The 22,910-nt window shown below is 60.0% G+C and carries 20 protein-coding genes; 15 read left to right on the top strand and 5 right to left on the bottom strand.

From position 1 onward, the window contains the following. Positions 1–27: 27 nt before the first annotated feature. Positions 28–327, bottom strand: coding sequence for a cory-CC-star protein (locus RVM26_RS05745; RefSeq protein ID WP_016913733.1), 300 nt, complete (start codon positions 325–327; stop codon positions 28–30). 26 nt (positions 328–353) lie between these two features. Further along, positions 354–2,030 (bottom strand): carbon starvation CstA family protein, encoded by a 1,677-nt coding sequence (locus RVM26_RS05740; RefSeq protein ID WP_498941373.1) that lies wholly within the window; start codon positions 2,028–2,030, stop codon positions 354–356. A 243-nt stretch (positions 2,031–2,273) separates the two neighbouring features. Here RVM26_RS05740 and RVM26_RS05735 point away from each other — a divergent pair, with 243 nt between their 5' ends. The 5 genes from RVM26_RS05735 (at position 2,274) to RVM26_RS05715 (ending at position 8,086) form a co-directional block, all read left to right on the top strand. Continuing rightward, positions 2,274–2,657: a response regulator transcription factor gene (locus RVM26_RS05735; RefSeq protein WP_287807634.1), complete on the top strand. Its 384-nt coding sequence runs from the start codon at positions 2,274–2,276 to the stop codon at positions 2,655–2,657. Further along, positions 2,654–4,711: a 3'-5' exonuclease gene (locus tag RVM26_RS05730; protein ID WP_498941371.1), complete on the top strand. Its 2,058-nt coding sequence runs from the start codon at positions 2,654–2,656 to the stop codon at positions 4,709–4,711. Before RVM26_RS05735 ends, RVM26_RS05730 begins: the two co-directional genes overlap by 4 nt. After that, on the top strand, positions 4,708–4,914 hold the full coding sequence (locus tag RVM26_RS05725) for a hypothetical protein (RefSeq protein WP_039178157.1): 207 nt from the start codon (positions 4,708–4,710) through the stop codon (positions 4,912–4,914). The genes RVM26_RS05730 and RVM26_RS05725 overlap by 4 nt, the downstream gene beginning before the upstream one ends. Before the next feature lie 2 nt (positions 4,915–4,916). Next, a complete protein-coding gene (locus RVM26_RS05720; RefSeq protein ID WP_498941712.1) occupies positions 4,917–7,631 on the top strand; it encodes an ATP-binding protein in 2,715 nt (904 codons plus the stop codon). 173 nt (positions 7,632–7,804) lie between these two features. Continuing rightward, complete coding sequence (locus tag RVM26_RS05715) at positions 7,805–8,086, top strand: hypothetical protein (RefSeq protein WP_498941369.1); 282 nt, start codon at positions 7,805–7,807, stop codon at positions 8,084–8,086. Here RVM26_RS05715 and RVM26_RS05710 read toward each other — a convergent pair. Together RVM26_RS05710 and RVM26_RS05705 are read right to left on the bottom strand one after the other, a co-directional pair. Beyond that, a complete protein-coding gene (locus RVM26_RS05710; RefSeq protein ID WP_498941367.1) occupies positions 8,079–8,411 on the bottom strand; it encodes an HlyU family transcriptional regulator in 333 nt (110 codons plus the stop codon). The genes RVM26_RS05715 and RVM26_RS05710 overlap by 8 nt on opposite strands. Positions 8,412–8,464: 53 nt before the next feature. Beyond that, complete coding sequence (locus RVM26_RS05705) at positions 8,465–9,685, bottom strand: argininosuccinate synthase (protein ID WP_096923063.1); 1,221 nt, start codon at positions 9,683–9,685, stop codon at positions 8,465–8,467. A gap of 213 nt (positions 9,686–9,898) precedes the next feature. Between RVM26_RS05705 and rnt the strand changes: the two genes are divergently transcribed. Together rnt and RVM26_RS05695 are read left to right on the top strand one after the other, a co-directional pair. Continuing rightward, positions 9,899–10,570, top strand: a complete 672-nt coding sequence (gene rnt / locus RVM26_RS05700) for a ribonuclease T (RefSeq protein ID WP_498941365.1) — start codon at positions 9,899–9,901, stop codon at positions 10,568–10,570. A 129-nt stretch (positions 10,571–10,699) separates the two neighbouring features. Next, positions 10,700–11,959, top strand: a complete 1,260-nt coding sequence (locus tag RVM26_RS05695) for a 6-phosphofructokinase (protein WP_498941364.1) — start codon at positions 10,700–10,702, stop codon at positions 11,957–11,959. A 66-nt stretch (positions 11,960–12,025) separates the two neighbouring features. On the opposite strand, the gene RVM26_RS05690 is transcribed toward RVM26_RS05695, so the two are convergent. Continuing rightward, positions 12,026–13,741 carry a bifunctional protein-serine/threonine kinase/phosphatase gene (locus tag RVM26_RS05690; RefSeq protein WP_039178470.1) on the bottom strand — a complete coding sequence of 572 codons (1,716 nt, stop codon included), beginning with the start codon at positions 13,739–13,741 and terminating at the stop codon, positions 12,026–12,028. A gap of 258 nt (positions 13,742–13,999) precedes the next feature. Between RVM26_RS05690 and ppa the strand changes: the two genes are divergently transcribed. From ppa to purH, 8 genes are all read left to right on the top strand, one after another. Beyond that, positions 14,000–14,530 (top strand): inorganic diphosphatase, encoded by a 531-nt coding sequence (ppa, locus tag RVM26_RS05685; RefSeq protein ID WP_039178176.1) that lies wholly within the window; start codon positions 14,000–14,002, stop codon positions 14,528–14,530. 186 nt (positions 14,531–14,716) lie between these two features. Next, positions 14,717–16,582, top strand: coding sequence for a protein-disulfide reductase DsbD (gene dsbD / locus RVM26_RS05680; protein ID WP_498941361.1), 1,866 nt, complete (start codon positions 14,717–14,719; stop codon positions 16,580–16,582). Between the two features lie 325 nt (positions 16,583–16,907). After that, positions 16,908–17,369 carry an acetyl-CoA carboxylase biotin carboxyl carrier protein gene (accB, locus tag RVM26_RS05675; protein ID WP_039178182.1) on the top strand — a complete coding sequence of 154 codons (462 nt, stop codon included), beginning with the start codon at positions 16,908–16,910 and terminating at the stop codon, positions 17,367–17,369. A 30-nt stretch (positions 17,370–17,399) separates the two neighbouring features. Next, on the top strand, positions 17,400–18,740 hold the full coding sequence (gene accC / locus RVM26_RS05670) for an acetyl-CoA carboxylase biotin carboxylase subunit (protein WP_498941359.1): 1,341 nt from the start codon (positions 17,400–17,402) through the stop codon (positions 18,738–18,740). A gap of 126 nt (positions 18,741–18,866) precedes the next feature. Beyond that, the gene (gene prmA / locus RVM26_RS05665; RefSeq protein WP_144982652.1) at positions 18,867–19,781 is read left to right on the top strand and encodes a 50S ribosomal protein L11 methyltransferase; all 915 of its coding nucleotides are present in this window, start codon (positions 18,867–18,869) and stop codon (positions 19,779–19,781) included. Between the two features lie 99 nt (positions 19,782–19,880). Beyond that, entirely contained in the window at positions 19,881–20,921 is a 1,041-nt protein-coding gene (gene dusB / locus RVM26_RS05660; RefSeq protein ID WP_498941357.1) for a tRNA dihydrouridine synthase, read from the top strand. Beyond that, positions 20,918–21,241 (top strand): DNA-binding transcriptional regulator Fis, encoded by a 324-nt coding sequence (fis, locus tag RVM26_RS05655; protein WP_016913715.1) that lies wholly within the window; start codon positions 20,918–20,920, stop codon positions 21,239–21,241. The genes dusB and fis overlap by 4 nt, the downstream gene beginning before the upstream one ends. A gap of 61 nt (positions 21,242–21,302) precedes the next feature. Next, positions 21,303–22,883, top strand: coding sequence for a bifunctional phosphoribosylaminoimidazolecarboxamide formyltransferase/inosine monophosphate cyclohydrolase (gene purH / locus RVM26_RS05650; RefSeq protein ID WP_498941354.1), 1,581 nt, complete (start codon positions 21,303–21,305; stop codon positions 22,881–22,883). Positions 22,884–22,910 lie beyond the last annotated feature (27 nt).

The raw sequence follows: 22,910 nt of genomic DNA, 5'->3' as shown, positions 1-22,910 counted from the left end.
TGTGCGGGCTACCGCTGGGCAAATGCCTCAACAGCAGCGGAAGTGATCCAGTGGGGAGTGCTCCATGCCCATGCGCCGATGCCAGTCATGGAAGCGTTCGAGCAGCAATGGCTGCAGCTCAAGCGTGTAATAAGCAGCAGGATTCTGCAGGCCCATCATTTCGGCAAACACCAGCAGCATGAACAGGTCGTCTTCATCGCGTCGTGCTCTGGCGATGGCGCCCCGGTAGCGGGCGCTGTACACCTCTTCGGTAAAGAAGCGGGCCTGGTCGAGCCAGGCCCTGAGCGTTTCTCGACGCGACGACCCGGAATGCAGATCATCGCTCATGGGATTTCTCCAGGGTTTTGCAGCGGCTAAGGCTGCTGCTCGGCGACTTCGGAACGCGAGCGCTTCAGCGCGGCCGCACACTCCATGGCCACCATGATGGCCGCAATCAGAACGACGATGTCCAGTACCAGCAGGAACATGTTGCCCTGATTCCAGAAGGTGCGCAGCTGCAGCAGCAGCGCCAGGATCGTCATCACCAGCAGGAAACACAGCGGTGCCAGGGTGTACCACATGGGCCGCTTCAGGCGCACCAGCATCACGGTGATCACCAGCAATGTCAGGCCTGCCAGCAACTGGTTGGTGGTCCCAAACAGCGGCCAGATGATCAGCCCACCCGAGCCGTCGGCCCCACCGGCGCCAAACGCCAGCAACAGGCAGCTACCCACGGCCAGACCGGTGGCAATGGCAGGTTTCTTCATCCACGGCTGCTGATAGATATCGCCCCACTCCTGGAAAATATAGCGCTGCAACCGCAGCCCGGTATCCATGGTAGTCCCGGCAAACAGCGCCGCCATGACCGTCAGCAGCGTCACCGCCGTCACTTCAGGCAGCCCCAGGCCGTTATGGATGATGTAGGCTCCGCCTTCCACAAAGGCGTTGACGCCCCCCTGGCCAAAGGCACTGTACATGGCCTGCCAGTCACCCAGCGTTGCAAAGCCTGCCGTGGCTGCCAGAATCGCCGCCAAGGCCAACATGCCTTCGCCTACCGCGCCGAAATAGCCCACGAACCGCGCGTCGGTCTCCTTGTTGAGCTGTTTGGAAGTGGTCCCCGAAGACACCAATCCATGGAAGCCAGAGATTGCCCCACAGGCAATGGTCACGAACAACAAAGGAATGAGCGATGGCGTACCCGCAGGCACATCGCTGTTGAACGCCGGTGCTACCAGAGTCGGGTTCAGCAACACCAAGGCGCCGTACAGCACCAGCAGACCGATGAACAGCTGCAGACCATTGATATAGTCACGGGGTTGCAGCAGCATCCAGACGGGCAGCAAGGAAGCGATGGCAGCGTAGGCAAACAGGATCAGGATCCACACCGCGTTACCCGACATACCCGCCACTTCCGAGGGCATCTGGATCGGCACCGAAGGGCCAATGAAGATCAGGGCATAGAGTGCAATGACCCCCAGTACCGATACAACGGGCAAGCTCATGACCCGACGGTAGATCAATTGGCCGATGATCAGTGCCACGAGGATGGCCCCCCACACCGGCACGACCGCGCTGGAGAAATTCATCATGAGACCGGCAATGACCACCGCGAACACCGCGTTGACCATGAGCAGCACCAGAAAGATGACGATCATGAAGATGCTGCGGGCACGCTTGCCAACGACATCTCCAGTGAGCGCCCCCACCGATTTTGCCTTGTTGCGCACACTGGCCCAGATGGCGCCGAAATCATGAATCCCGGCAAAGAATATGGTGCCGAACACCACCCACATGAAGGCCGGTGCCCAGCCCCAGATCACTGCGATGGCCGGCCCGACGATGGGTGCGGCACCCGCCACCGAGGTAAAGTGGTGCCCCCACAACACGAACCGATTGGTAGGCACATAATCGACGCCATCTTCGAACTCATGGGCAGGGGTTTTAAAGTCAGGATCGAGTTGGTAGATCTTTTGAGCAATGAACCTGGAGTAAATAAAGTACCCCAATGCCATTGCACCAAGACCCACCACCAGCAAGAAAATAGCACTCATAAGCGCAGCTCCTTTAATGGTGATGCTTTATTGTTGGGCTTACTCGCTTGCTCACTTCGAGCGTTTTCATAGTGGTATGAGACGTCTGGCAAGTCCATGAAAAAGCCCTTTTATGGCTTTAAACCACTGCGAAAGTTGTAGGCGTCATGGCAATACTCATCGAAGGTCGTCTTGGCGGGCTCGGCTTGGCTACCTAAACTTCTTCAAGAACCAATAATAACGTTGCGTTATCAGGAGCCCTCCATGGCCAAAGTCTTAGTGGTCGACGATGAACCCAATATTGTCCTGTCTCTGGAGTTCTTGATGTCCCATGCCGGACTCGAAGTAGTGACTGCCGAGGATGGAGAAAGCGCACTTTTACGTCTGGAAGATGCCTCCCCCGACCTGCTGTTATTGGATATCAGCCTGCCCGGCATCAGTGGCTTCGAAGTGCTCGAGCAGCTGCGCCAGCGTGAACAACAAACAACGACCCAGCGGCTGCCAGTCATCATGCTGACCGCCCACGGCCGCGAAGTAGAGCGTGAGAAAGGTCTGGCGCTGGGAGCAGACGACTACGTAACCAAACCCTTTTCCACTCAGCAACTGGTGGAAAAGGTCAAATCCCTGTTGGGTGAGCGAACGCCATGACCGGTAAAGGGTTACCCAAACGCCAGCGACTCATGGGCGTATGGCTGCTGTTGAGCGGCATCAGCCTGCTTGGCGGGGCTATTTTTGCCGCCTGGCTCGATGCTCAACTGGACCTGTCGGGAATTGCCCGCGCCGCGCTGTGGTTGGGCAGCTTCTCTGGCGGCATGACGATTTTTCTGGTCGGACTGCTGCTCGAACGCATGCTGTTCACCCCGCTGCGCCACCTTCAGGCCCAGTTGGCACGCTGGGTAGCCAATCCGGATGCCCAGGACGAAAACACCCCCGAAGGCTGGCTGAAGGGGCTCGGCCCCGATTTGCGGCGCCTCAGCCAGAGCTGGCGCGCCGACCGAGGGCGACTGGCCACCGCTCATGCAGAGGGTGCGCGTAGCGCAACCCGCATACGTCAGGAGCTGGAAACCCTGCTGCAGGTGCTGGAAACGCCACTGCTGCTCTGCGACCGCCACCGCCGGGTCATGCTGTTCAACCAGGCCGCCGAGGATTTTTTTGCCGGGCACACGGGGCTGGGGCTTGGCAAACGCCTCGACACGCTGCTGCCCACCGTTGGCCTTGAACATGCGCTGGCCCAGTTGCCGGACGATGGCTCTCCCAGGGAACTGCTGGCCCCCTGCGAACAGCGCTGGCTGAAAGTGGTGATTCGACGCGTGCCCGGCAGCGAAAAAGAAACCCTTGTCACGTGCAGCGATGCCACCACGGCTTGGAACAACGAGATGGGCGTGCGCGCCGACCTGGGCAGTCTGCTGCCATCGCTACGCCAACACTCTGCCAGCCTGGGCAGTGCGGCGGACGTCATGCGGCAACTGGCCAACCTGCCCCAGGACCCTGCACTCCGAGAACGCCTGGAGCAGGTCATTCAGGAAGAGAGCCATGGCCTGAACCAGCAGGTCGCCAGAATGGCCACGCTTCTCGAGGACATGCAGTACCACGGCGAGCGCTTGCGGCCCATGTGGTCCAATGACTTCTGGCAATCCCTGGATGAGCGACTGGACCCTGCCCACCGGCTGATCACCCCCATTGGCATGCCTGCCTGGTTCAAGGGCGATGCCCCAGCCTTGATCGAGCTGTTCGACTCCCTGGTGCGCTATTTACACAGCCACTTGCCCAGCGGCGGCTTCGAGGGCGAGCTGAGTCATCATCAGAAACGCGTTTACGTCGACCTGATCTGGCAAGGTGCTCCCGTGCCCGAGAGCGAGCTGGTACGCTGGCGTGAAGAACGGCTGACGGCGCTGCCGCTGGGGCCATCGGTGGCCGACATTTTGCGCCAGCACGCCGCCGATATCTGGAGCGTTGCCGACAGCGACAAGCGCCACGCGCGTTTGCGCATGCCGCTACCCACCCTGGAGCGTACCGACGCCCCCCGTGAACCCGCCCCGCCACGGCCCGAGTTTCATGACTTCGGCATTGCCCAGCTGCCCGCCCCGGATGATGCGCTGGCCAGTCGTCGGCTGCGCAACCTGGATATCGTCTCCTTCGACACGGAAACCACCGGCCTGGAGCTGCGTCGAGGCGACACGGTGATCAGCCTGGGGGCCTGCCGTATCGTCAATGGGCGGCTGTTGGCCAGTGACGCTTTCAACCATTACGTCGACCCCCAACGCCCCATTCCGGCGGCCAGTACGGTCATCCACGGCATTACCGATGCCGATGTGGCGGGGGCTGCCACACTGGACAGCGTGCTGACCTTGTTCAGCGCCTATGTGGACAATGCGGTCTTGCTGGCCCACAACGCCGCCTTCGACATGCTGGCCATCAGCGGCCATGGCGTTCGCTTTGACATGCCGGTGCTCGATACGCTGTTGATCTCCAGAGCACTGGATGAGGCGCTGGATGGCCACGACCTGGACACTCTGGCCAAGCGCTACGATCTGCACTTCCCGCCCGGCACGCGGCATACGGCGCTGGGCGATGCCCGCGTCACGGCGGAGCTGTGGTTGGCGCTGCTGCCCCGGTTAGAGGCAAGAGGCATCGATACCCTTGAGGAACTGCTAGCCCTGCAGGCCAATGCCTTCGACCGTGAGGATGCCAGCGCCTCATGAAAACCTCCCGCCCGCTCTCCCGACGTCAGGAAAGATTGATCGCCTTGATCATACTGGCCTTGCTGCTGTTTTGTCCGCCCGCCCTGCTGATCATGGACCGTTTGCCCTCCTCATTGGGTTGGCTGCCGCTCTACCTGTTCGTGGTCTGGGGCGCGCTGATCGGCATGACCGCCTGGCTGGTGGAAACGCCCGGACGACGATGAGCATGCGTACCGACCTGGTGGTGATTGGGGCTGCCTTCAGCTACTTGGCGCTGCTGTTCATGGTGGCCGCCTGGGGAGACCGCCGCGCCGAACAGGGGCGCTCGCTGATTGGCTCGCCCACGGTGTATGCGCTCTCCATTGCGGTCTACTGTACCGCCTGGACCTTTTACGGCAGCGTGGGCCGAGCCGCTCAGTTTGGCCCTAGCTTCTTACTGATCTATCTGGGGCCAACGCTGGCCATGCTGTTGGCGCCTTTCACGCTGCGCAAGATGGTGCGCATTGCGGCTCAGCAGCGGATCACCTCCATTGCCGACTTCATCAGTGCCCGTTACGGAAAGAGCTCTTTGCTGGGTGCCCTGGTGGCCCTTATGGCCTTGATCACCATCACGCCTTATATCGCGCTGCAGCTCAAGGCGATCACGGTCAGCCATGCGGTGCTGATGAATTACCCGTTGAGTGCCGACGCGACCCTGGCCACCGAGCGGTTCTGGAGTGATCGTTCGTTCTGGATCGCCATGGTACTGGCCGTGTTCATCATTCTGTTCGGCACTCGGCATCTGGATGCCAGCGAGCGCCACGAGGGCATGGTCGCGGCCATTGCGGTCGAGTCGCTGGTCAAGCTGGTGGCGTTCCTGGCGGTGGGTATCTTCGTCACCTTCGTGCTGTTCGAGGGGCCTGCCGCCCTGTTCGCGCAGGCCGCGGCCATGCCGGAGCTGGCCAACGCCATGCGGCTGGAGAGTGTACCCGGCGGGGCCACCGGCTGGGTGGGCATGCTGCTGCTCGCGTTTCTGGCTTTTTTGACCCTGCCACGTCAGTTCCAGGTACTGGTCGTCGAGAACGTCGATGAGCAGCACCTGATTCGCGCCAGCTGGCTGTTTCCGCTCTACATGCTGCTGATCAACCTGTTCGTGATTCCCATTGCCCTGGCGGGGCTGCTGCTGGATGCCGGAGACCCGGACAGCTTCGTGCTGACGCTGCCTCTCTCCGCAGGTCTCGAGGGCCTGCCCTTACTGGTGTTCATCGGTGGGCTGTCCGCGGCCACGGGGATGGTGATCGTGGAAACCATCGCGCTCTCCACCATGGTGAGCAACCAACTGGTCATGCCGCTGTTGCTCAAGGTCAAAGGGCTCTATATCGGCAGCCACGGCAAGCTGGCCGATTGGCTGCTGGGGATACGCCGTATCGCCATCGTCGTGATTCTGCTGATGGGGTATCTCTACCACGCGCTGATTGGCGACACTTACAGCCTGGTCACCATTGGACTGGTCTCGTTTGCGGGCGTCGCTCAATTTGCCCCCGCGCTGCTAATTGGCCTTTACTGGCGCGGCGCCACCCGCCAAGGGGCGGCCGCGGCTCTGGTAGCAGGCTTTATCGTCTGGTTCTACACCCTGCTGCTGCCGGGCTTTGCTCAATCGGGATGGCTGGATAGCGCGCTGATCACCCAGGGCCCCTGGGGGCTAGCGTGGCTGTCGCCCTATGCCCTGCTGGGCCTGACCGGCTGGGACATTTATACCCACTCACTGTTCTGGAGCATGCTGTGCAATGTGGGACTGCTGGTGGGTGTGTCTCTGTTTACCCGGCCCACGCCGCTGGAACAGACTCAGGCAGCGCTCTTCACCGGCGCCATGCACCCGGACCTGCACACGACCTCTCTGTGGCGGGGGGAAACCACCGAAGGCGCCCTACACGCCCTGCTCATTCGCTACCTGGGCAGTACGGCCACTGAGCGCGTGTTTACCCAACATGGGCCGCTGAATAAAACACAGCCGGCCTCCAGCGCGCTGATCACGCGGGCCGAGCAGGCGCTGGCAGGCTCGCTGGGCAGTGCCTCCGCCAGCGTGTTGATCAATTCGGTGCTGCGCGGTGAAGCGCTGGACGTTGCCTCGGTGCTGAGCATTCTGGATACCACGTCACAGACGCTGGAGTACAACCGTCGCCTCGAGCAGAAATCCCAGGAGTTGGCCCGCGTGGGCCAGGAATTGCGCAGTGCCAATGAACGGCTGCGCGAGCTGGACCGGATGAAAGATGAGTTCGTGGCCATGGTCAGCCATGAGCTGCGAACACCGCTGACGTCGATTCGCTCGTTTGCCGAAATATTGCGCGACACGCCGGATATCAGCGATGACAAGCGCCATCAATTTTTGGCCATCATGGTGCAGGAAAGCGAACGACTTTCCCGGCTGATCGAGGAAATACTCGACTTGGCACGCTTGGAAAGCGGTCGTCTGACCATGTCGCCGAAACCCGTCGACTTGGTGGCATTGGCCAGACAAAGCAGCGACGCACTGGCCCGCTTGCATCAAGAAGCAGCCTTGACCTTCCGGCTGGAGGTGCAACCCGAGACTGCCATGGTGGAAGCCGACCCCGACCGACTGGAACAAGTGATCATCAACCTGCTGGAAAATGCGCGCAAGTTTACGCATCATACCCATCCCGAGATAGTGCTAAGCGTAGAAGCCTACGAAGATCATTTTCGTCTGAGCGTGGACGATAATGGGCCAGGCATTCCCGAAGAAGAAAGGGAGCATGTTTTCGAAAAGTTCTATCAGTTGCAGCGCAACGGACACTCCAGCCCACAGCGACCCAAAGGCAGTGGGCTGGGATTACCCATCAGCCGTGCCATCGTTCAGCATCTCGGGGGGAAATTGTGGGCAGAGGCCTCGCCCTTGGGTGGCACTCGGATGTCGATCGAGTTACCCACCCTAACCTTCAAGTAACGCCTCTCTTTTGTCAAATTCGATATCTCGGTGGGATTGCCCATCGACATGATTACGTCTCTCCATCGTCAAGGCTACACCTTGCTGGCGGAGCGGGTCGAAACCCAGGCAACAATCCGGCCAGCAAGGTCAACCTGATCAATGGGCTGACGCGTGCCTTTGCCTGTGAGGCCTTGGCGGAGCAACGTGGGCTGGACGCAGAAGAAGCCTTTATCGTCGGGCTGTTTTCGCGCATGCCGGTCATTCTAGGGATTGAACTGGAGGTCATGTTGCAGGAGCTGCCCCTGAGCCAGAGCATACACAAGGCGCTGGCAAGCTATGCCGGCGCACTGGGGCAACTGCTGGTGGATATAGCGGCCTGTGAGCAGGGCGCCGTCCTGACGAGCGTGCCCGCAGAGTTCATGCTGAAAGCGGCCGCTGAAGCGCGTGCCTTGATGGATTCACAGCTTAGCTAGAGGTACCGCTTTCACGACGGGGGTCCGGTTCGAACATCGCGTCCCCCACCTCATCGATGAAGCGCTGCGCCTTGCTGACCATCAGCGCGTCGCAGGCATCACGCCCCGGCAGCATGTCGGAACGCTCGAAACGATGCTCTTGAACGCTATCACCCGCAACGGCTTTACGAATCACACCGCTGACACGGTACTGGCCACTCTGGTCATCCGGCTGGGAAATGATCAGGTACTCTTTGTAGGCGACAGGCTCTGCCGCCTTGGTGCCCGACACGCTTTTACGCTCATCGCTTGACCCAAACAGGCCCGCAAGTAGTTTTTTAAACATGACCACTCCAGGAAAGAGTGACCAACCCACCGGGTTGGTCACAAGGGAAGAGACTAGCTTTGCTGGCGACCTTTGCCGGCCGCAATGCGCAGGCGCAGTGCGTTCAGCTTGATGAAGCCTTCGGCATCTTTCTGATTGTAGGCACCGGCATCGTCTTCGAACGTGGCAATGGACTCGTCGAACAGCGACTGCTCGGATTTGCGACCCACCACCGTAGCATTGCCCTTGTAGAGCTTCATGCGCACGACGCCTGAAACGTTTTTCTGCGTTTCGTCAATGGCCGCCTGCAGCATGCGACGCTCGGGGCTCCACCAGTAGCCGTTGTAGATCACTTCGGCGTACTTGGGCATCAGCTGATCTTTCAGGTGTGCTTCTTCACGGTCCAGCGTCAGCGACTCGATGGCACGGTGGGCACGCAGCATGATCGTGCCTCCGGGAGTTTCGTAGCAGCCGCGAGACTTCATGCCCACATAGCGGTTTTCGACGATATCCAGACGGCCGATACCGTTGTCGCCGCCCAGCTTGTTGAGTTTTTCAAGGACTTCATGGGGCTTCAACGTCTCGCCGTCGATGGCCACGATATCGCCTTGCTCGAAGGTCAGCTCGACGTAGGTGGGCTGTTCAGGGGCGGCTTCCGGTGAAACGCTCCAGCGCCACATGTCTTCTTCGGCTTCGGCCCACGGATCTTCCAGAATGCCGCCTTCGTAGGAAATGTGCAGCAGGTTGGCATCCATGGAGTACGGAGATTTCTTCTTCTTGTTGGAGAAATCCACCGGGATATTGTGCTCTTCGCAGTAGGCCATCAGCTTCTCGCGGGAAGTGAGGTCCCACTCGCGCCAGGGCGCGATGACCTTGACGCCCGGCTTGAGCGCATAGCCGCCCAGCTCGAAACGCACCTGGTCGTTGCCCTTGCCGGTCGCACCGTGGGAAATGGCGTCGGCGCCGGTTTCGTTGGCGATTTCGATCAACCGCTTGGCAATCAGCGGGCGAGCAATGGAGGTACCCAGCAGGTACTCGCCTTCGTAGATGGTGTTGGCACGGAACATGGGGAAGACGTAATCGCGCACGAACTCTTCACGCAGGTCTTCGATGTAGATTTCCTTGACACCCAGCGCCTGGGCCTTGGCACGCGCGGGCTCGACTTCCTCACCTTGACCGATGTCGGCAGTGAAGGTCACTACCTCGCAGTTGTAGGTCTCTTGCAACCACTTGACGATAACGGATGTGTCCAGGCCGCCTGAATATGCCAGCACAACCTTTTTGACATCGGACATTCTTTGCTCCTCTTGAATAAGAACACAGCTCACCAGAATCGACAGCACGCTCGGGCGCTATCCATTACACCTGGCGTCCAGTATAGCGCTCTCGATGCCCAGCGAATACCGTCAACGACGCCTCGGTCCCAAAGCTGCTAGAATCAGCACATTCGTGGCGACTCCTCATGACCGCCACTGTGTTCGATTACTCGCTTTACTAAGGAGAGCTGCATGAGCGAGGCAATTGCCCGCGATCTGATGGCCCAGCGTTTTCGCAGTTACCTGCCGGTGGTCATTGACCTGGAAACGGGTGGGTTCAATGCCCAGACGGATGCCGTACTGGAAATTGCCGCTGTGACGCTCACCATGGACCCGGAAGGCAATCTACTACCCGACGCCACCTATGCGTACCACATTCACCCCTTTGAAGGGGCCAATGTGGAGCAATCGGCTCTCGATTTCACGGGCATCAATCTGGATGACCCGCTGCGCCGCCAGGTTGCCTTGAGCGAGTCCGAGGCGCTGGGAGAAATCTTTCGCCCCATCCGCAAGTCCATCAAGGCGCATGGCTGCTCTCGCGCCATCCTGGTCGGCCACAACGCGGCTTTCGATCAAGGGTTTCTGAACGCAGCCGCCAATCGGTGCGGTGTCAAGCGCAACCCGTTTCACCCGTTCTCGAGCTTCGATACGGCGACCCTGGCAGGTTTCGTTTACGGCCAGACCGTGCTGGCACGCGCCTGCCGGGCGGCGGGTATCGAATTCGACAACAAATCGGCTCACTCCGCCCGTTATGATACCGAGCGCACCGCCGAACTGTTCTGCGCCATGGTCAATCGCTACAAGGATCTGGGCGGCTGGCGGCTGGCTTTGAAAGAGCAAGCCATGGACACAGGCGAGGAGTAGCTCCAGCAGCCTTGCCCTGCGTGTAATGCAGTGGCAACGGCTTTAGGCTAAACTCCGCAGCATTTATTGATAAACCCGAAAGCTCATTTAGCTAGTCACACGATACTCGTTCAGGAGATGAAACGTTCCATGGCCCTGCACAATGCCTTTTACGCCCAGTCCGGTGGCGTTACCGCCGTCATCAATGCCAGCGCCTGCGGCGTGATCGAAGCGTGTCGGCAAGCCCCCGACCAGATCGGCAAGGTGTATGCCGGCCATAACGGCATCATCGGCGCCCTGACCGAAGACCTGATCGACGTCAGCCAGGAGAGCGACGACGCCATTGCTGCCCTGCGCCATACGCCGGGCGGTGCTTTTGGCTCGTGTCGCTACAAGCTCAAGGATATCGATACTCATCGCACCCAGTACGAGCGCTTGATCGAGGTCTTCAAGGCCCACGACATCCGCTACTTCTTCTACAACGGCGGAGGTGATAGCGCCGACACGTGTCTCAAGGTGTCTCAGCTATCCGAAAAAATGGGCTACCCGCTGACCGCGATTCACGTACCGAAAACCGTCGACAACGATTTGCCCATCACCGACAACAGCCCAGGCTTTGGTAGCGTGGCCAAGTACATTGCCACTTCTACCCGCGAAGCGTCTCTGGACATCGCCTCGATGTGCGCCACTTCAACCAAGGTGTTCGTGCTCGAAGTCATGGGGCGTCATGCAGGCTGGATTGCGGCAGCAGGTGGCCTGGCAGGGGAAGGCGAAGGTGAACCGCCTCACCTGATCATCTTCCCCGAGGTGGCATTCAACCGCAAAGCGGTCATGGCCAGAGTCGATGAGAGCGTCAAGAAGTACGGCTACTGCGTCATCGTGGTCTCCGAAGGAGCGCGCTACGAAGACGGCACTTTCCTGGCCGATGCAGGCAATACCGACGCCTTCGGCCATCGCCAACTAGGCGGCGTAGCGCCCACCTTGGCGGGCATGATCAAGCAGGACCTGGGTTACAAGTACCACTGGGCCGTGGCCGACTACCTGCAGCGCGCGGCGCGTCACCTGGCCTCCAAAACCGATGTGGAACAGGCTTATGCCGTGGGCCGCGAGGCCGTGACGCTGGCACTGGCAGGCAAGAACTCCATGATGCCGGCGATTCGTCGTATCTCTCAGACCCCATACCAATGGGACGTGATCTCTGCTCCCCTGGCGCAAATTGCCAACCAGGAAAAGTTCATGCCACGTGACTTCATCAGCGAAAGTGGCTTCGACATCACTCAGCAGTGCCGCGACTACCTGTCCCCGCTGATTCAAGGCGAAGACTTCCCGCCCTTCGAAAATGGCCTGCCCAAAGTCGCCAAGCTGAAGCTGACGAAAGTGGCGCAGAAACTGCCCAAGTTCACGCTGTAATACGGCCTGAACGGCCCGCAGTCGCGCTAGAAGGGATGGCCCAGGCCATCCCTTCTGCGTTTTGATCTAGCGCAACAGCCAGGAGAGCACCAACAGCAGCAGAAGTATGCCCGCTACCCCCTGCCAGAACCGCCGAGCTTCTGGACGCGACTCTTCGCGTACCGGCAAACGCCCCAAGGGCACACGCAGTGCGTAGAGAAACTCCGACATGCGACGAAAACGCAGCGCTCGCTGGGGGTCCAGGGCTCGACGCAGCGCCTCATCCAGCTCCGGGGTAATCTCAGGATTGGTTGTACGCGCGCTGCGATAGGCCAGCTCTTCAAGATCGGTATGGCTGCGCAGGCGGTTAGGCGTCAACAGGTATGGCAGCTCGCCGGTCAGTAACCAGTAAACGGTAGAAGCCAGCGAATACTGGTCGCTGCGGCGGCCAATGGTGTCGCCCAGCGCATACTCAGGCGCCGTATGCTCGCAAAGCCCCACCTGCCGCAGCAGGTCGCCGGATTGGCGATGGCCATCCACCTCGCGCATGTGGCAGGCGCTGAAGTCGGTCAGCACGACTTTACCGTGCTGGTCGATCAGTACGTTATCCGGGTTGATTTGCTGATGAATGATATCTCGGTGGTGCAGCGCCTGTACCGCCTTGCCCAGCTGGTTGGCAATGTCCAGACGCTGGTTCAAGCTGGCTTGAGGGTGGCGCTGCGCCCACTCACGCAGCGTCTCGCCTTCCACGTTCTGCATGAGATAGTAGAGATAGCGGCGAGGACGCGACAGCTCCATGACCTTGACCACGAAGGGGGAGTTGACCCGCTCCACTACCCACTGCTGCAGCAGGAAGTGTTCCAGATAGGCATTGCGCAGCGAAAGCTCCGGGCTGGGCGCCTTCATGACCATGATACGGTCGCTGTGCACATCGCGTACGCGGTAGACCCTGGACTGCGCGTTTCGCGACAGCACCGCCTGTATTTCGAGGCCATCCAGCCGCTCGCCTACCGCCAGTTCCGGGGGGATGGGCAAGTCCCCATACAGCATGCTGGGCGTATCACTGGGTTCTTCCGGCAGCTCATCGACACGCAGAATCTGAAAACAGAACTGCTCTCCCCCATAACCTCGCTCCTGGGCGCGCTGCTTGGCCTCGCTGGCCAGGCGCTCACAGGCCGCATCGAGATCGCTGGCATCTTCACGAATCAAGCGCACATAGTCAGACGGCATGAGCGTGCCGCGCACGGCTTGGGTGGTAAAGACGAAAAAATCACCCTGTTTGAGCGGCAGGTGGGTGTAATCGATATCCAGGCTGCCATCCATGCCCAAGGCCCGAGAGGGATAGCGATAGCCTCCCACGTCGGTCACATGGTCACGGGTCAACTGTTCGAACTCGGCCCCTCGCAGACGGAAGACCAGCGTGTCGCCCATATGAAACAGATGCCCTTCGCGGCCCAGAAACACCAGCGCAGACATCGATGATACAAAACCGCCTTCCTTGACGTGCTGGCTCTGGCTGTAACACCAGCTGTTGAGCGCTCTCAAGACCCGCGTGGCAGAGGTCTTGGTATCCCAGTGCTCGGGGGTCGAGTAATAATCGGCCAGGAATCCACGAACGCTCAGATCGCCTGCCTGCTTGGCCATGGTATTGCGCGACAGCGAGTCACTGATGACGGCACAGCCGCCCTTCGCCTTCAATACGGGCTCATCCGGCAGGCGTACCGACATGGAGCTGCGATGCTGGCGGCGCTGCGGGGCCACGAAAGCCTGGCCATAACTGATTAGCAACTGGGCGTGCGCCAACTCATCCTCCTGGACATAAAGGTCTTGCCACGATCACACGGCGACATGATACACGCTGCGACGCCGAAACGATGCCCACCAAACGTCGCGTCGGCCATCAAAGGGCACTCCATTCCCTATCTTCATCAACGTCAAACACCTATGTCGCATTGGTAATCTGGCAGTCATGTTCGTATAATTCTGCCCTATTAATGCAATGCATCAATTGTGTGACATCTGCCTCAATCGCAATAGATAAGCCAAGCCAAGGAACTCAAGATGAACTTCGATAACATCCCCGCTGGAAAGGATCTGCCCAACGATATCTATGTGGCGATCGAAATTCCTGCCAACCACGCGCCTATCAAATACGAAATCGACAAGGATATGGGTGCGCTGTTGGTTGACCGTTTCATGGCCACCCCCATGTTTTACCCGGCCAACTACGGCTTCATCCCTCACACCCTGGCAGATGACGGCGACCCCCTCGACGCACTCGTGGTGACCCCCTACCCGGTCGCTCCCGGCAGCGTCATTCGCGCCCGCCCGGTAGGCATCCTGAACATGACCGACGAGGCAGGTGAAGACGCCAAGCTGGTATGTGTTCCTCACGCCAAGCTCTCCTCGCTCTATGACGACGTTCAGGAAGTCACCGACCTGCCGGAACTGCTGCGCCAGCAGATTGCCCACTTCTTCGAGAACTACAAGGACCTGGAGAAAGGCAAATGGGTCAAGGTAGAGTCATGGGAAGGGGTTGAAGCCGCTCGCAAGGCCATCGAAAAATCGGTGGCGGCTTACAAGAAGTCCTGAGTCGACGTTCAAATGGCAAACGTTCTGCCATGATTCGTCCAAGGCCGCCTTCGGGCGGCCTTTTGCATACTGGGTTAAGCGAACATGAAGTAGCGCGTCACGTCACCGCAGCCGCTACGCTTGGGCGAACGGTTACGGTATTCTGCGTGCTATTGTTGCCTCGACACCGCTGCGTAAGGAAATCTCGTGTTACTGCTCAAACGCTTCTCTCTTTTTTGCCTACTGGCCTGCTTGCCATTGCTGGCGCAAGGCCAATGGTTTTCGTCCAGTAATCAAAGCGATTTTCTGCCTGTCATGGAGGCGTTCCAACCCAGCGCCTGGCATGACGCAGAAACGCTGTATATCGGCATCGACATTGCCGATGAGTACTATCTTTATCGGCACCAGCTCGCGGTTGCCAGCCTGCAGGACGATCTCCGCCTGGAAGCCCCCATCATCGCCGAGGGCACGTTCACCAACGATGAGTTCATGGGCGACGTCTATATCTTTCGCGACACCCTGGTGTTCGAAGTACCCTTTTCCGCGCCCCATTCTGGCCCGGCCCATATCGAGCTGACGTTTCAAGGGTGTGCCGATGCCGGACTTTGCTACCCGCCAGAGCGGGTAACGCTGGAAGCTCCGCAAGCGTCCCCCCCCAGCCAGTTCGCCCAATGGAGTGAACACCAGGGGGCGGCTGATCCTGTCAATACCGCATCGTCAGGCGATGCTCAATCCTCCATCGCTCAACCCACCGGCTTTACTGCCCCACAAAGCGAGGACAGCCGTTTTCGCAACCTGATGAGCGAGGCCAGCCTGCCCTTGATGCTCGGGCTGTTCTTTATGGCGGGAATCGGCCTGACCTTTACGCCCTGCGTGCTGCCCATGATTCCTATTCTTTCCTCCACCGTGGTAGGGCAAAACCCGACTAGGCCCCGTGCTTTCGTGCTGTCAGCCAGCTACGTGCTGGGCATGGCCAGCACCTATGCGCTGGTGGGCGTGCTGATGGGGCTGTTTGGCGCAGGCTTGAACCTGCAGGCACATCTTCAGTCGGCGCCGGTGCTCATCACCTTTGCACTGCTGTTCACCCTCTTTGCGCTGGCCATGTTCGGCGCCTTCGATCTACGCGTTTCTCCCCGAGTGGCCAACACCGTCGACGCCTGGCAGGCGCGAGCCCAACGCAGCGGCCCGGCAGGCCTGGCCCTGGCGGGAGCGCTCTCGGTACTGGTGGTTTCACCGTGCGTTACGGCGCCACTGGCGGGCGCCCTGGTGTTCATATCATCCACGGGCGATGCCATGGTGGGCGGCGCAGCCCTCTTTGCACTGGGCCTGGGCATGGGCGTGCCGTTACTGCTGGTCGGCACCTTTGGCACGACGCTGCTACCGCGTTCGGGCGCCTGGATGAACGGCGTCAAGGTCGCGTTTGGCCTGCTGATGCTGGGGGTCGCCATCTGGATGATCGAACGTCTCGTTGCCCCCTCTCTTGCCCTGCTGCTCTGGGCAGCCCTGGCCATCGGTACCGCCCTGACGCTGGGCGCCTTGACACTCCAGCACACCTCGGGCTGGGCCAAGGCGCGCCAGACCCTGGGCCTGATGCTGCTGGCCTGGGGGATAGCCCTGGTGCTGGGAGCGGCTCAGGGCGGCACCAATCCGCTACGCCCATTGATGCTAGGCAGCAGCTCAACCTCGTCAGCCGAAACGCCACTGGCCTTTGAAACGGTCAGTACGCTGAGCGAACTACAATCCCAACTGGCACAAGCCGCTCAATCCGACCAGCCGGTATTCGTGCACTTCACTGCCGATTGGTGCATATCCTGCAAGTTGATGGAACGAGACGTCTATCCCAACCCGCAGGTGGCCGCGCAATTGAACGATTTTCAGCGTGTCGCAGTCGATGTTACCAATACCAACGCAAACAGCAGAGAGCTATTGAATCATTTCGACCTGTTTGGCCCGCCCAGCCTGCTGTTCTTTCATCAAGGCGAAGAAGTGCGCGACGCACGTATACAGGGCGAAGTCACGGCACAAGCACTGGCGCAGCATCTCGATTCACTCAAGCGGTGGCAGCAAGGTTAGCCTTGCACTAGGCTGAATGACATGGCCAGCGCAGTACGGTGCGCTGGCCATTTTTTTAAGGCTATGTCGCCAACGTCGTCAAACGGTCGTTTAAGTCGCAAAATTCGTCATGGCTGAGGCGATCACTGGACAGTGCGCTACTTTTTCGGCAAACTCCGCAGCCATATTTGCTAAAAAGCTCATCTTTTAGCGTTTACACAAGGGTAACGTTCGCCATCGTGCAGCGTTCTCCTCGTTTTAAAATCAGGTTTACTGCGCCGCACGCAAGCAGGCAGGTTCGACCTGCTGCGCTGTGTTTTATTGATTAACGTTTGGGGCTATATAGATGGATATTCGTAAGGTCAAAAAGCTGATCGAGCTGCTGGAAGAGTCCAACATCAGCGAAATCGAAATTCAGGAAGGCGAAGAATCGGTTCGTATCAGCCGCCATCCGAATGGAGTCAGCTGGCAGCCACAGCCCATGCCGCAATACGCCCAGCCCGCATACGCGCCACAGGCTGCCGCGCCAAGCGCCCCCAGCGCCGAAGCGGAACCCCAAGGTGCCAGCTATCGCGGTGAAGCCGTCAACTCCCCCATGGTCGGCACTTTCTACCGCAGTCCGGCCCCAGGCGCCAAGGCCTTCGTTGAAGTTGGCGACACCGTGAAGCAAGGCGACACCGTGTGCATCGTCGAAGCCATGAAAATGATGAACCAGATCGAAGCCGACCGTGATGGCGTGGTCGAAGCCATTCTGGTGGAAGATGGCGAGCCGGTGGAATTCGATCAGCCCATGATCGTCCTCGCTTAATCTTTCATTACGATACGGGTGGACTCTCCCATGCTGGACAAGGTACTTATCGCGAACCGCGGCGAGATAGCCCTACGCATCTTGCGAGCGTGTAAAGAGCTAGGCATCAAGACCGTAGCGGTTCACTCCAAAGCCGACCGCGAGCTGATGCACGTTCGCCTGGCAGACGAAGCCGTCTGCATCGGCCCTGCTGCTTCCGCGCAATCCTACTTGAACATCCCAGCCTTGATCAGCGCCGCTGAGGTGACGGATTCGAGCGCAATTCACCCGGGCTATGGCTTCCTTTCCGAGAACGCCAACTTCGCCGAGCAGGTAGAACGCTCTGGCTTTACCTTTATCGGCCCCCGCGCAGAGACCATTCGCCTGATGGGCGACAAGGTCAGCGCCATCGAGGCCATGAAGGCAGCAGGCGTACCGACGGTTCCCGGTTCGGATGGCCCACTGGGCGATGACGATGCCACCAACATCGCCACAGCGCGCCGCATTGGCTACCCGGTGATCATCAAGGCCGCGGCGGGCGGCGGCGGGCGTGGCATGCGCGTGGTGCATACCGAAGGGCACCTGTTGTCTGCCATTACCGTGACCCGCACCGAAGCGCATGCTGCTTTTGGTGACGGCACGGTCTATATGGAGAAGTTTCTCGAGAAGCCTCGCCATGTCGAAGTGCAAGTGCTTGCCGATGGCCAAGGTAACGCGATTCACCTGTTCGACAGGGACTGCTCCCTGCAGCGCCGCCACCAAAAGGTGCTCGAAGAGGCCCCTGCGCCGGGCCTCGACCCCGAGGCACGCGCAAAGGTTCTGGAAGCCTGCCGTCAGGCCTGTATCGAGATCAATTATCGTGGCGCCGGCACCTTCGAGTTCCTTTACGAAGAGGGTGAGTTCTTCTTCATCGAGATGAACACTCGGGTCCAGGTAGAGCACCCCGTGACCGAGATGGTCACCGGCGTGGATATCGTCAAGGAGCAGCTGCGCATCGCCGCCGGCATGCCTCTGTCGATTCGCCAGGAAGACGTTCAGCTCAATGGGCATGCCTTCGAATGCCGCATCAATGCCGAAGACGCCCGTACGTTCATGCCATCTCCCGGCAAAGTAACGCTGTTCCACGCTCCCGGCGGCCTGGGCGTTCGCATGGACTCGCATCTTTACACGGGCTACACCGTTCCACCGCATTACGATTCGCTGATCGGCAAGCTGATCACATGGGGCGCCGATCGCGACATCGCGCTGACCCGCATGCGCAATGCGCTGGACGAACTGCTGGTGGAAGGCATCAAGACCAATATCGACCTGCAGAAAGACCTGGTTCGAGATAGCTACTTCCGCCAGGGCGGCGTCAACATCCATTACCTGGAAAAGAAGCTGAGCAGCTAGGTAGTGACCTGATGCTTGCAAACCTGACGCCTTCTCATCGGAGTAACGCCAGGTTGTCTACGCGGGGTGGCGATTGCCACCCCGTGAGCGTTTCATGACCATTCACTGACCCCGTGGAGACTTCTCATGCCCTGGCTGCAATTAAAAGCGCACGTTGCTCCTGAGCAGGCCGAGCTTCTTGAAGAGCTGCTGCTGGACGAGGGTGCTACGGCCATCGGCCTCCAGGATGCCCACGACGACCCTGTCTTCGAACCAGAACGAGGCACCACGCCACTCTGGCAAGATACCGTATTGACGGGACTGTATGATGACCTCGATGGCATCAGCGAAATGCTGGAGCGTATCGAGGCCGCCTGGGCAGAACACATGCCCGGTGAACCCTGCCCCACCATCGAGTACGAGCTGCTGGCCGACCGGGACTGGGAGCGGGAATGGATGGATGACTTCACCCCCCTGCGCATGGGCCAGCGGCTGTGGATCGTGCCCAGCTGGCTGGAGCCCCCCGAAGCAGAGGCGGTCAACCTGATTCTGGACCCTGGCCTGGCCTTTGGTACCGGCACGCACCCCACCACCGCACTCTGCCTGGAATGGCTCGACCACCTGGCCGTACAAGGCGTTCTGACCAACCAGCGCGTGCTGGACGTGGGCTGCGGCTCAGGCATTCTGGCCATTGCTGCCCTGAAACTGGGGGCGTCCAGCGCCGACGGAACCGACATCGATCCGCAGGCGCTGCAAGCCAGTCGCGACAATGCGGAGCGCAACGGTATTGCCGAACAGGCCTTGTCACTTTACTACCCTGAGCAACTGGCCGATGACCAGACCTACCCTATCGTGACGGCCAACATTCTGGCCGGCCCGCTGGTCGAACTGTCGGGCATGATTGCCAGCCACGTGGCACCCGGAGGCCACATTGCGCTCTCGGGCATTCTTGCCAAGCAGGCCAACGACGTACTGGAAGCATATGAAGCCCAAGGACTTATCATGGAAGAGCCGACTCTGCGTGAAGGCTGGGTACGCTTGACCGGCTGGAGACCCGCATAATTTGCTGCGCTTTCCTTCATTACTGCGGCGAGTAGGCGTATCATACGCTCCCTTGAAACGCGCTATTCGTCGTTTTCATGCCTATCAAAGTGCACCGCCATGACCATGATGACTATCCAGCCCCCTGCGATTGGGCCTTATCAACTGCCCAACCCCGTGATACTTGCGCCCATGGCAGGTGTCACCGATCGCCCTTTCCGGCAGCTGTGCCGGCGCCTGGGGGCGGGCTGGGTGGTGGGTGAAATGGTCACGTCCGATCCTTCGCTCTGGCACACGCGCAAATCGCAGCTGCGTATGGATCATCAAGGCGAACCGGCGCCCAGGGTGGTACAAATTGCCGGTGGCGATGCGCAGATGCTGGCCGAAGCAGCCCGCCTGAATGCCGAACTGGGCGCGCAGATCATCGACATCAACATGGGCTGCCCCGCCAAGAAAGTGTGCAACAAGGCCGCAGGCTCAGCGCTGCTGCGCGATGAAGCCCTGGTGGCCGAGATTCTCGATGCGGTGGTCAGTGCCGTCGATATTCCCGTGACGCTCAAGATTCGCACGGGCTGGTGCGCCGACTCCAACAATGGCCTGCGGATTGCCCAACTGGCCGAGTCGGCAGGCATACAGGCACTGGCCGTCCATGGGCGCCACCGCCAGCAGCGCTACACGGGCGAAGCCGAATACGACACCATCGCCGAGATCAAGTCACGACTCACCATTCCCGTCATTGCCAATGGCGACATCACTTCGCCAGAGAAGGCGGCCCGCGTGCTGCGCCATACCGGTGCCGATGCGGTCATGATTGGTCGTGGTGCCCAGGGCAACCCGTGGATCTTCCAGCAGATCACTCACTACCTGACCCATGGCGAGCACTTGCCCGCCCCTGAGCTGGCAGAGCGCCACCAAGTGTTGACCGAGCACCTGCACGCCCTGCACGCGTTCTACGGCGACACCATGGGCGTGCGCATTGCACGCAAACATGTGGGCTGGTACCTCGATGAAGACACACGCTTTACCCAAACCGAGCAGCGCAGCTTGAAGCAGCAGTTCAATGCGCTCGCATCACCCGATGCGCAGTTTCAATGGATTGATGACGCCATGACCCATAGCGCCTCCCAGCATTTGCTAGCCAAAGGAACCCATGCCGCATGACTGAACGCGACCTGCTCTCAAGCGAAAGTTCATCACCACTGGCGGGCACCCTGGCGGACCCAGCGACCACGGCCCAGCCTCAACCGCTGCGGGAAGCCGTCGAAACGGCCATGCGTCGCTACTTCGAGCACCTTGATGGAGGTCAGGCATCGGACCTGTATGCCATGGTGATGGCCGAAGTGGAGGCGCCGTTACTGGCCTGCGTGCTGGAGCACACCGACGGCAACCAGACCCGTGCCGCCGACGTGCTGGGCCTGAACCGCGGCACGCTGCGCAAAAAGCTCAAGCTGTATGGACTGATCGATCGTGACGCCCCTTAAGGGGCGTTGCCGTTTTTAAACCTGGCTGTTCCAACCCTAGACCTGATACATGAGCACTCCCATGGCTGATAGCACCGCTACCCCCGTCCGCCGCGCCCTGCTGAGCGTCTCCGATAAAACCGGCATTGTCGAGTTCGCACAGGGCCTCGTGAAACATGGCGTCGAACTGCTCTCGACCGGCGGCACCTACCGACTGTTGCAAGAGAACGACGTCCCCGTGACCGAAGTCTCCGAACATACCGGTTTTCCAGAAATCATGGACGGCCGGGTCAAGACCCTGCACCCCAAAATCCATGGTGGCATTCTGGCCCGTCGAGGTCAGGACGACGCCGTGATGGCCGATAACGATATCAGCCCCATCGACATGGTCGTGGTGAACCTCTACCCGTTCGCTGCCACCATCGCCAAACCGGATTGCACGCTGGAAGACGCCATCGAGAATATCGACATTGGTGGCCCTACCATGGTGCGTGCCTGCGCCAAGAACCATGCCTACACCACTATCGTCGTCAACGCGGACGACTACTCCCGCGTGTTGAACGAGCTGGCCGAGCATGGCGGCCAGGTGACTCAGCCGACGCGTTTCGACCTGGCCGTCAAGGCCTTCGAACACACGGCGGGTTATGACGGCGCCATTGCCGACTACCTGGGCCGCAAAGTGGCCAGCGAAGAAACCGCCTTCTCGCGCACGTTCAACCTGCAACTGCACAAGAAGCAGGACATGCGCTACGGTGAAAACCCGCACCAGCAGGCAGCTTTCTACGTCGACCCCGAGGCCAGCGAGCCCAGCGTGTCTACCGCTCGCATGCTTCAAGGCAAGCCACTCTCTTTCAACAACGTGGCCGATACCGATGCCGCTTTCGAGTGCGTCAAGGCTTTCGATGACACCGCCTGCGTCATCGTCAAGCACGCCAACCCCTGCGGGGTAGCGGTGGGCGCCAACGCTCTGGAAGCGTACGACAAAGCGTTTGCCACCGATCCTACCAGCGCCTTTGGCGGTATTATCGCCTTCAACGTCGCCCTGGATGCCGCCACTGCCCGCGCCATCGTTGATCGTCAGTTCGTGGAAGTCATCATTGCCCCCGGGGTAAGCGATGAAGCGGCCGCTATCGTGGCTGAAAAACAGAACGTGCGTCTGCTGGATGTCAGCGCACATTGGCCAGGCCAACCTCAGGCTGCCTACGACTTCAAGCGCGTCAATGGCGGGTTATTGGTCCAGGAGCGCGACGAGGGTATGGTCACTGAAGCGGAGCTGACGGTGGTCAGCGAGCGTGCGCCCACCGAGCAAGAGTTGCGTGATCTGGCGTTTGCCTGGCGCGTGGCCAAGTTCGTCAAGTCCAACGCGATCGTGTATGCCAAGGCTGGGCAGACGATTGGCGTGGGGGCGGGTCAGATGAGCCGCGTCTACTCCGCCAAAATTGCGGGTATCAAGGCTGCCGATGAAGGGCTCACGGTGCCTGGCTCCGTCATGGCGTCGGATGCCTTTTTCCCGTTCCGCGATGGCATCGATGCCGCCGCGGCGGCTGGCATCACTGCGGTGATTCAGCCAGGTGGGTCAATGCGTGACCAGGAAGTCATCGATGCGGCCAACGAAGCGGGCATTGCCATGGTCTTCACCGGCATGCGCCACTTCCGCCACTAAGCCTTTACCCCCCCCTGCGAAGCACTT

It is taken from the genome of Halomonas sp. KM072 (genome assembly GCF_050710315.1).
GTDB classification, from domain to species: domain Bacteria; phylum Pseudomonadota; class Gammaproteobacteria; order Pseudomonadales; family Halomonadaceae; genus Vreelandella; species Vreelandella hamiltonii.
The sequence above is the reverse complement of the archived record's forward strand: the minus strand, read 5'-3'. Positions and strand labels throughout refer to the sequence as shown.